Below are 9,182 nucleotides of genomic sequence, written 5' to 3' on the forward strand. Positions count from 1 at the left end.
GACGGTCGCGGAGTACGCGGGGGAGCGGCTGGACGAGGCCGGGGAGCGGTCCGCGGCGGAGCGCCGCCATCTGACGTACTACCGCGAACTCGCCCGCACCACCGACCCCCGACTGCGCGGCCCCCGGCAGGCGGACCTGCTGCGGACGCTGGAGCGCGAGCACGGCAACCTGCGCACCGCCCTCGGCCGGGCCGTCGCCCTCGCCGACGAGCAGGAGACCCTCTGCCTGGTCCACGCGCTCAGCTGGTTCTGGCAGCTGCGCAACCACCAGGCCGAGTCACGGACCTGGGCGGCAGCCGCCTGCCGCCTCGGCCCCGACCCCTTCCGGGGACCCGTCAGGACCGCCCGCCCCGTCGACGGACGGTGCACCGACGTACCGCCCCCGTGGAGCGGCGAACGGCTCAGGGAGGCCCGGCGCGGCGCCCACCTCTACGCCCTCGCCGTCCAGGGCGGGGAGGGCGCCACCGCCCTGGAGAGCCCCGGCAACCGAGCCCGGCTCGACGCCGTCGTCGCCGCCTATCCGCCCGGAATGCCGCAGACCTGCCGCCAGCCCGGCACCATGTGGTACTTCGCCCGGCTGATGACCGGCGGGCTCCGCACGCTCGACGAGACCCTGGGGCTCGTCGTCGAGGCCTGCCGCGCCCACGCTCCGCACTGGGACCTGGGTTTCGCCCTCCTCATGCGCGCCAAACTCCTCGGCCGGGGACCCGGGGACGCCGGCGAGGCGCTCGCCCTCTTCGAGGAGGCCCGGGACGCCTGGGGGATCGCCGAGTCCCTCGCGGCCCGCGGCGAGGCGTACGAGCGGGCCGGGCGGCTCCAGGAGGCCGCCGCCGACTTCGAGCGGGCAGTGCACGCCGCCGCCCGCGCCGGCGCCCACTCCCAGGTGCCCGGCTTCCGCGCCCGCCTCGCGGCCGTACGGCTCCGGCTGCGGCCGGACGGCGACGAGGCCGCCGAACGGATGCTCGCCGAGGCCGCCGAGGAGGCCGCCGCCCGGGGCGCGGAAGCCCCGGGGACCGGCCGGATGCTGCTCGCCGAGCACTACGGCCACACCGGGCGGACCGCCCTCGCCCAGGATCAGCTCACCCGGGTCGAGAGCGAGCTCGGCGACTTCACCCCGGGACTCGTCCGGGGCCTGCTCGGCGGCATGCGCGCCTGGCTCGACTGCCTGGACGGGGCCTACGGCCGGGCCGGGGAGCGGCTCGCGCGGGCCGTTGACGACATGGAGAGCCTCGCCCACCTGGTCGCCCCCTACCTGGTCGTCACCCAGTTCGCGACCGCGGCCTGGGCGCGCGCGGGGCACGGTCTGCCGGGCGGCGCCGAGGACGGGGCGCGGCTCCTCGGGGCGTACGACGCGCACGGCGGCGACCAGGGCGCGGGCGGGTTCCGTCCCTTCACCACGCGCACGGAGACGGCGATCAGGGCCCGGGCCGAGGAGGCCGTGCGCGCCACGCTGCCGCCGGAGACGTACACGGCCCTCCACGAGGAGGGCGCGGCCCTCACCGTCCCCGAGGCGGCCCTGCTGCTCAGGCGGGGGACCGCCCCCGCCTGAGCGGGAACGGGCCCGCCGCGCTCAGTCGCCCTCGCGCGCGTCGGCCAGGCGCTCGCGGGCCTCGGCCAGGTCCTCCGGGGTCGGCGCCGCGTCCTGGGCGAGGCTGCGCCGCCAGTACCCGGTGAAGTGGACGGCGCGCCGGTCGACCCCCCGCTCCCTCACGAGGTGGCGGCGCAGGTCCCGCACCACCGAGGCCTCACCGGCCAGCCAGGCGTGCGGCCGGCCCGGCGGCAGCGCGGCGGCCCGGAGGGCCTCCACGGGTGAGTCGCCGTCCCGCAGCGGGCGCACGGTGAGCCGCGCCGGCGACGGGAGCGGCCGCTCCTCGGCGGCGTCCGGCACCTGGACGAGGGCGAGGGCGGTCCGGCCGGCCGGGAGGGCGGCGACCACGGTGGTCAGCGCGGGCAGCGCGCAGGCGTCGGCGTACAGCAGCGTCCAGTCGCCCGCCCCGGTGTCGAAGGGCACCGCGAAGTCCGCCGAAGGGCCGAACATGCCGAGCACGTCGCCGGGCCGCGCCCGGCGGGCCCAGCGGGTGGCGGGCCCCTCCTCCCCGCCGTGCAGGAAGAACTCGACGTCGACCGTGCCCGCCGCCGGGTCGTGACCGCACAGGGTGTAGCTGCGCATCCAGGGCCGTTCGGCCTCCGGGAGCGCCGCGTAGGCCGCGTACCAGCGCAGGACGTCGCCGTCGGGACCGGGCTCGGGCAGCACCGGCTCGGCCCGGCCCTCCCTGGGGAGGAACAGCTTCACCTGCTGGTCCGGTCCGGCGAGCACGAGCCGGTCCAGGCCGGGCCCGGCGAGGGTGACCCGCACGGTTCGCGGGGTCGGGCGCGTGACACCGGTGACGCGCAGCCGTCGGAGCGGCAGCGGGGACTCCCCGGCCGGGGACGCGGAGGGAGAGGCGGGCGTGGGCATGGGGCTCCTCGGAGTCGGGGCGGTCGCGGTGTGCCCCGGGGCATCCGGGGCGTGTCCGCGACTCTCCCCGGGGCCGCCGACACCGCGCCGACACGCCGCCGACACGGCCGGGCGCGCCCCCCACCGGTCCCGGATGCGGTCCCGGGGGCCGGAGCCGACAATGGCCAGTGCCGGACCACTACGGAGGAGGCGGCATGAACGCAGAGCCCGACAAGACGACGACGGGGGACAGCCCGACGCCCGACCGGCTGCTGCACGCCGGTTCCGAGGGCGACTTCACGGCGGAGGACCTGGTCCTCGCCTCCGGCCGTGACGTGACGCCCAAGAACCTCGCCTGGGCGGAGCGCCGCATGGCCGAGAAGGGGCGGCGCGCCTCCATGGACGAACTCCTGCCCTGAGGGCCGTTCCCCGGTTCTTGTCAGCGAAGCCCCGGGCCGTGCCCGGGGCTTGACCGGCCGCCCCAGGGAGGGGCGTGCGGTCAGGGCTTCTGGAAGCCCGCCTCCTGGAGGATCTTCCGGCCCGCGGGAGAGGCCAGCCAGGCGACGAAGGCGGCGGCCGCCTCGCCGTTCCGGGAGTCCTTCAGAGCGGCGGCCGGGTACTGCGCCACCGCGTTCTGCCCGTCGGGGATCTCCACCGCGTCGACCTTGTCGGCGGCGCCGGCCGCGTCGGTGCGGTAGACGAGGCCCGCGTCCGCCTCGCCGAGCTCCACCTTGCTCAGCACCGCCCGCACGCTGGGCTCCTGGGAGACCGGCTTCACCGTGATCCCCTGCGCCTTCAGGATCTTCTCGCTGTACTTGCCGGCCGGGACCTCGGGCGCGGCGAGGACCACCTTGAGCCGGGGGTCCGCGAGGTCCCTGAGGCTCCCGATCCTGTGCGGATTGCCCGCGGTGGTGGCGATGACCAGGCGGTTCCTCGCGATGACCGTGGGCGTGCCGGTGACCGCGCGCACCTTGTCCATGCTCGTGGTGTCGGCGGTGACGAGGACGTCGGCGGGGGAGCCCTGCGAGACCTGGGCGACCAGTTCCTGGGAGCCGGCGAAGGAGAACGTCAGCTTCGTGCCCGGATGCGACTTCTCGTACGCGGCGCCGGCCGCCTCGAAGACGTCGGTGAGGGAGGCGGCGGCGAGGACCGTCAGCTGCGCGGCGGGCGCGGCGCTCGCGGAGCCGGTGGCACCGCCCGCGGCCGTCCCGGCGCCGTCGCCACCACAGGCCGTGAGCGGCGCGAGCAGGGCGGCGACGAGTACGGCGGCGGTACGGCCTCGGGTGAGGGGACGGGACATGAGGTCGGAACTCCTTGAGGAGAGATGGAAGAAGGGGGAGGCGAGCCGGTCGCGCCGACGGCCGCCACTCCCGGTACGGCGTCAAGGTGGTCAGGCGCGGTCGCGCGGCTCGTTCGCGCCGCGGTGGACCGTGCACCCGCCCGCGTCCGCCGGATGGTGCGCCGGTCGGGCGCCGACACCCGGCAGGCCGACGGCCCACCCCGGGTTGGGAGGCCGCATGTGCGACACCGTAGGGCCGTGAAGCTCGGATCTGCAATGTTCTTGTGGGAGCCTCCATGGCGCATGCGGGCCGCGTTGGAGGAAGGGCCGACCGCGGAGCGGTGGGCGGGCGCGGTCCGGGAAACCGGTGGAAAACCGGTCCGGATCCCGGTACCCGGCGCTGTCCCGTCGAGCCCCGCCCCGTCCGCGCGGGCCGTGGGCGGGCGTGCCGCCGAGGCGGGGGTGAACCCCCGCTGTCCGAAGCGTGTGCCGCCGCCGCGATGACGGCGTGCCGAGTGGAGCGCCGCCGGGCGGTTCACGGCGGCCCTGGGCGACCAGCGGGCCGCGCGCCGTCTCAGCCGGAGCGCCACCAGGGCGCGCGGACGGTGCGGCTCTCCGTGGCCGTGCACGCCCGGCCGTTGGAGATCTCCCGGTCGTCCAGGTTCCAGCCGACGACTCCGTCGCCCTTGCGGCCGAGTTCGATCAGGCGGGCGCTCGTGGTCCGGGTGCCCGTGGTGACCCGGCACTCCACGATCGACGTCCATGCCTGTCCGTCCAGCGCCGACGCGAAGGCCAGGACGGGCAGGACCACGACGCTCAGGCAGAGCGCCACCCACCACTCGACCCCGGCGGCCCGCCGCAGCCAGCCCGGCGGCCGGTAGCCGCCCCGGGAGCCGTGGGGCCCGCCGGAGCCGGCGCCGTGGCGGTGCGGATGCCGCCGCCCCGTCCGGTACTCCACGACGACGCCCTGCCGCAGGGCGTACGCGACGAGCCCCGTGGCGAGACCCCACCACGGGCCGAAGAAACAGGCGTCGATCACGCCCACCGCCAGCGGGTTGACCACCGTGAGGGCCGCCCGTTGCAGGGTCCGCCCGGGCCCCCGGCCCACGGGCACCGCGCCCCGGGCGGCGAACAGCGCGAACACCACCCGCGACACGACGACGGCGAGCACCGATCCGAGGAGCGGGTCCGTGATGATCATGCCGATCAGGACGTCCGGCCAGTTGCCCGGCTCCATGCCCACGAGAACGTCGCGCAGCGCGTCCCCGCCGCCGACCGTGTACGCCACCTCGGTGACCGGCACGGCGACGGCCAGCGCCATGAGAACGGTGTGCCCCGGGCCGCCCTTGCGGTCGGCCTCCCCGGCCTGCCGCGCCTCCGCCCCGGCGGGTGCCGCCTCCCGCCGTCCCGCGTCCGTGTCGTCCCCCACGGCGCGTCAGGAGGCGCCGCGGGCGCCGCCCAGCGACTCGACGACCGCCGAACCGGGCCCCTCGGGGGTGTCGTACGAGACGGTGTCACCGGCCCTGCGGCCCAGGAGCGCGCGGCCGAGCGGGCTGTCGGCGGTGACCGTCGCCGCGTCGTCGGCCTCGGCCACCTCCCCGACCTGGAGGGTGCTCCGCGTGCCGTCGGCGAACCGCACCGTCACGGTGCTGCCCACCCCCACCGCGTCCGTGTCCGGGGGCCCCGCCACGGCGGCCTCGCGCAGCCGGTCGCCGATCTCCGCGATCCGGCCGTCGAGCCGGTCGAGCAGGTCGGCGCGCCGCAGTTCGTCCGCCTGGTCGGCGCGGTCGCCCGGCTCGTCGCCCCCGCCGTCCCTGAGGGTGGCGGCCACCGTCTCCCGCTCGGCCCGCAGATCGGCGAGTTCACTCTCGAACGCCCGGCGGGCGTCGGCACTCATGGGTTCGGGTCCACCGGTCATTCCTGCTCCCGTCTCCGCGAAGGCGCATTCCGGGCGAAACGTTACAGACAGGGGCAGAGGGGGGCCATTGAACCGCGGCGACCGGCGCGGCGGGCGCCGTCCACCCGGCGGAGCCCGGGCCGTACGGCGGCCGGGCGCCCCGGCCCGAACGGCCGACACCCGCCCCGTACACACTGTCCGTACCGGCGGCCATACTGGTCGGGCCGGGGAGGTGCACGGAAATCGACGGGGGCGACGGCACGCGATGGGGGACAGCAGGCTGATCCAGGGCCGGTACCGGCTGCACGAGGTCATCGGGCGCGGCGGCATGGGTGAGGTGTGGCGCGCCACCGACGAGGCCCTGGGGCGCTCGGTCGCCGTGAAGTGCCTCAAACCGCTCGCCCCGCACCAGGACCCGCAGATCCACCGGGTCGTGCGGGAGCGCTTCCGCCGCGAGGCACGGGTCGCCGCCGCCCTCCAGCACCGGGGCATCACCGTCGTGCACGACTTCGGCGAGTCCGAGGGGGTGCTCTACCTCGTCATGGAACTCCTGGAGGGCCGCAACCTCAGCCAGCTCCTCGCCGCCAACGCGCAGAGCCCGCTGCCCGTCCAGGACGTCGTGGACATCGCGGACCAGGTGGCCGACGCCCTCGCGTACACCCACCGCCACGGCATCGTGCACCGGGACCTCAAGCCCGCCAACATCATGCGGCTGCGCGACGGCACGGTGAAGCTGTGCGACTTCGGCATTGCGCGCCTGGACGCCGACCTCGGCTTCACCTCGCGGCTCACCGGCACCGGCATCGCCATGGGGACGCCCCACTACATGTCCCCGGAGCAGATCGGCGGTGGCGAGATCGACCACCGCAGCGACCTCTACTCGCTCGGCTGCGTGCTGTACGAGCTGGCCACCGGCGCCCCGCCGTTCGACCTCGGGGACTCGTGGGCCATCCTCATCGGCCACCGGGACACCGAGCCGCGCCCCCCGAGGGCGCACCGGGCCGAACTGCCCGACTACTTCGACCGGATCGTCCTCGACCTGCTGGCCAAGGCCCCCGAGCAGCGGCCGTCCGACGCGGGCGACCTGCGCCGCCGCATCGTCAGCGGCCGTACGGTGCCGGGCCCGCACCCGGTCCCCGTCCCGGCACCGCACCCGGCCCCCGCCGCGGTGGTGACCGTGCCCCGCCCCGCCACCGCCCCGCCCCGGGCCGCCGTGCCCGCCTGGGCGCGGCACCTGACCGGCGGTCACCGGCCTGCCGAGGCCACCGGCCGGCACACCGCCGCCCACGACGCAGCCGCCGCCGTCCTCACCACCGAATGGACCACCACCACCGGCCCCCGCCCGGCACCGGTTGCCGGTCCCGCCACCGCCCCGTCCGCGGAGCTGCTCGCCGTACTCGCCGGCCGGTACCGGGCCGGCATCGGTCTCGGGCGCCTCGGCCGCTGGGAGGAGGCCGAGGAGGTCCACCGGTCCGTCGCCGACCACCGCGCCCTCGTCCTCGGCGAGGACCACCCCGACACCCTGGCGAGCCGGTACGAGGTGGGGTTCGCCCTCGCCCGCCTCGGCCGCCCGGCCGACGCCCTCGCCGCCTTCGACCGGGTCGCCGCCGCCCGCGCCCGCGTCCTCGGCGAGGACCACCCGGACACCCTCGCCGCCCACCAGGAGCGGGCGTACGCGCTGGGCCGCCTCGGCCGGCACGCGGAGGCGTACGAGCGGTACGCGGCGGTCCTCGCCGCGCGCGAGCGCACGGCGGGCGCCGACCACCCCGACACCCTGCGCTGCCGCCACAACCTGGCCGTCACCCTCGGCCGGCTCGGCCGCGCCGAGGAGTCGTACCGTACGGCCGCCGAGGTGGCCGAGGCCCGGGCCCGGCTGCTCGGCGCCGGCCATCCCGACACCCTGAAGTCCCGCCAGGAGGTGGGGTACGCCCTCGCGCGGCTGGGCCGCGCGGAGGAGGCTCTCGTCCACTACCGGGCGGTGGCCGAGGCCCGCGCCGACGCGCTGGGCCCGGACCACCCGGACACGCTCACCGCCCGCTACGAGACCGGTGTCTGCCTCGGCCGCCTCGGACAGGCCGCCGACGCCCTGGCGCTCTGCCGCGAGGTCGCCGAGGCGCGCACCCGCCTCCACGGCCCCGACGACCCCGGGACCCTGCGCGCCCGCCACGTCCTCGCCGTCAATCTCGGCCGCCTCGGCCGCTGGACGGAGGCGCTCGCCGCCTCCCGGGAGGTCCACACGGCCCGCGCCGCCACCCTGGGGCCCGAGCACCCGGAAACCCTCCTCAGCCGCCGTGAGATCGCGGTCGCCCTCGGCCGTCTCGGCCGCTGGGACGAGGCCCTGACGGCCCACCACGAGGTCGCCGAGACCCGCACCCGGGTCCTGGGCCCCGCCCACCCCGACACCCTCGCCGCCCTCGCCGACGAGGCCCACTGCCTCGAACGCCTCGGCCGCCCCGCCGAAGCCGCCACCCTCCTCCACAGAGCGGCCACCCCACCACCGGAGTGACCGCCCCCGCCGCCGGACGAACGGGCCGTCCCCGTACGGCGTCCCGGGCGAGGACGCGCCGGCCCCACCGTGGCGGCGCCACGGCTCCCCGGTGACCGCGGAGCCCGGCGTCCCGGGGGAGACACACCCGCACGACGCCCCGCCCCCTTTTGCCGTGACCCACCCCGTGTGAGCATGAGCCATGACCGACCGCGCACCCCGCCCCGGCGGCCACGCCGCACCCCGCGCCCATGACGCCGTCGTCGTCGGCGGGGGGCACAACGGCCTCACCGCCGCCGCGTACCTGGCCCGCGCCGGGCGGACGGTGCTCGTCCTGGAGCGGCTGGACGTCACCGGCGGGGCCGCCGTGTCGACCCGGCCGTTCGCCGGGGTGGACGCGCGGCTCTCCCGGTACTCGTACCTCGTCTCGCTCCTCCCGGAGAAGATCGTCCGTGACCTGGGGCTGCGGTTCACCGTCCGGAAACGGCCCGTCTCCTCGTACACGCCCCACGGCGACGGCGGCCTCCTCGTCGGCGGGGGAGAGGAACGGACCCGCGCCTCCTTCGCCGCGCTCACCGGATCCGACCGCGCCTACGGGGCCTGGCGGGAGTTCTACGGCCGGACCGGGCGGGCCGCCCGCCGGATCTTCCCCACTCTCACCGAGCCGCTCCCCACCCGCGCCGAACTCCGGGCCCGGCTCGACGACCCCGAGGCCTGGCGAACGCTGTTCGAGGAACCCCTCGGGGTCGCCGTCGAGCGCGCCTTCACCGACGACCTGGTGCGCGGGGTCGTCCTCACCGACGCCCTCATCGGCACCTTCACCCACGCCCACGACCCCTCCCTCCTCCAGAACCGCTGCTTCCTCCACCACGTGATCGGCGGCGGCACCGGCGAGTGGAACGTCCCCGTCGGCGGCATGGGCGCCCTGACCGACGCCCTCGCCGAAGCGGCCCGCGCCGCCGGGGCCACGATCCTCACCGGCCACGAGGTCACCCACGTCGAGACCGACGGCCGCCGCGCCGAGGTCACGTACCGCACCCCGGACGGCATCGAGGCCACCACGGCCGCCGGCCACGTGGTGGAG

General features: G+C 77.0%; 7 protein-coding genes and 1 pseudogene. 4 read left to right on the forward strand and 4 right to left on the reverse strand.

The genetic code is table 11. The features are described from left to right. Positions 1-1,549 (forward strand): annotated as a pseudogene (locus RIF68_RS16490) (AfsR family transcriptional regulator); the annotation flags it as partial. A 21-nt stretch (positions 1,550-1,570) separates the two neighbouring features. Here the strand turns inward: RIF68_RS16490 and RIF68_RS16495 are convergent. Beyond that, positions 1,571-2,458 (reverse strand): siderophore-interacting protein, encoded by an 888-nt coding sequence (locus RIF68_RS16495; protein ID WP_309052019.1) that lies wholly within the window; start codon positions 2,456-2,458, stop codon positions 1,571-1,573. Positions 2,459-2,652: 194 nt separating this feature from the next. Between RIF68_RS16495 and RIF68_RS16500 the strand changes: the two genes are divergently transcribed. Further along, on the forward strand, positions 2,653-2,856 hold the full coding sequence (locus RIF68_RS16500; RefSeq protein ID WP_309052020.1) for a hypothetical protein: 204 nt from the start codon (positions 2,653-2,655) through the stop codon (positions 2,854-2,856). 80 nt (positions 2,857-2,936) lie between these two features. Here RIF68_RS16500 and modA read toward each other — a convergent pair whose 3' ends face one another. The 3 genes from modA to RIF68_RS16515 all read right to left on the reverse strand — a co-directional run bounded on the left by modA (position 2,937) and on the right by RIF68_RS16515 (position 5,634). Then, positions 2,937-3,737, reverse strand: coding sequence for a molybdate ABC transporter substrate-binding protein (gene modA, locus RIF68_RS16505; protein WP_309052021.1), 801 nt, complete (start codon positions 3,735-3,737; stop codon positions 2,937-2,939). A 553-nt stretch (positions 3,738-4,290) separates the two neighbouring features. After that, positions 4,291-5,145 (reverse strand): hypothetical protein, encoded by an 855-nt coding sequence (locus RIF68_RS16510; protein ID WP_309052022.1) that lies wholly within the window; start codon positions 5,143-5,145, stop codon positions 4,291-4,293. A gap of 6 nt (positions 5,146-5,151) precedes the next feature. Next, the gene (locus RIF68_RS16515; RefSeq protein ID WP_309052023.1) at positions 5,152-5,634 is read right to left on the reverse strand and encodes a GreA/GreB family elongation factor; all 483 of its coding nucleotides are present in this window, start codon (positions 5,632-5,634) and stop codon (positions 5,152-5,154) included. Positions 5,635-5,878: 244 nt separating this feature from the next. Here RIF68_RS16515 and RIF68_RS16520 point away from each other — a divergent pair, with 244 nt between their 5' ends. Further along, positions 5,879-8,119, forward strand: a complete 2,241-nt coding sequence (locus RIF68_RS16520; protein ID WP_309052024.1) for a serine/threonine-protein kinase — start codon at positions 5,879-5,881, stop codon at positions 8,117-8,119. A 181-nt stretch (positions 8,120-8,300) separates the two neighbouring features. Then, positions 8,301-9,182, forward strand: an 882-nt coding sequence (locus RIF68_RS16525) for an FAD-dependent oxidoreductase (RefSeq protein WP_309052025.1), incomplete at its 3' end; no start/stop codon positions are given.

It is taken from the genome of Streptomyces sp. (assembly GCF_031178505.1).
GTDB lineage: Bacteria > Actinomycetota > Actinomycetes > Streptomycetales > Streptomycetaceae > Streptomyces > Streptomyces gulbargensis.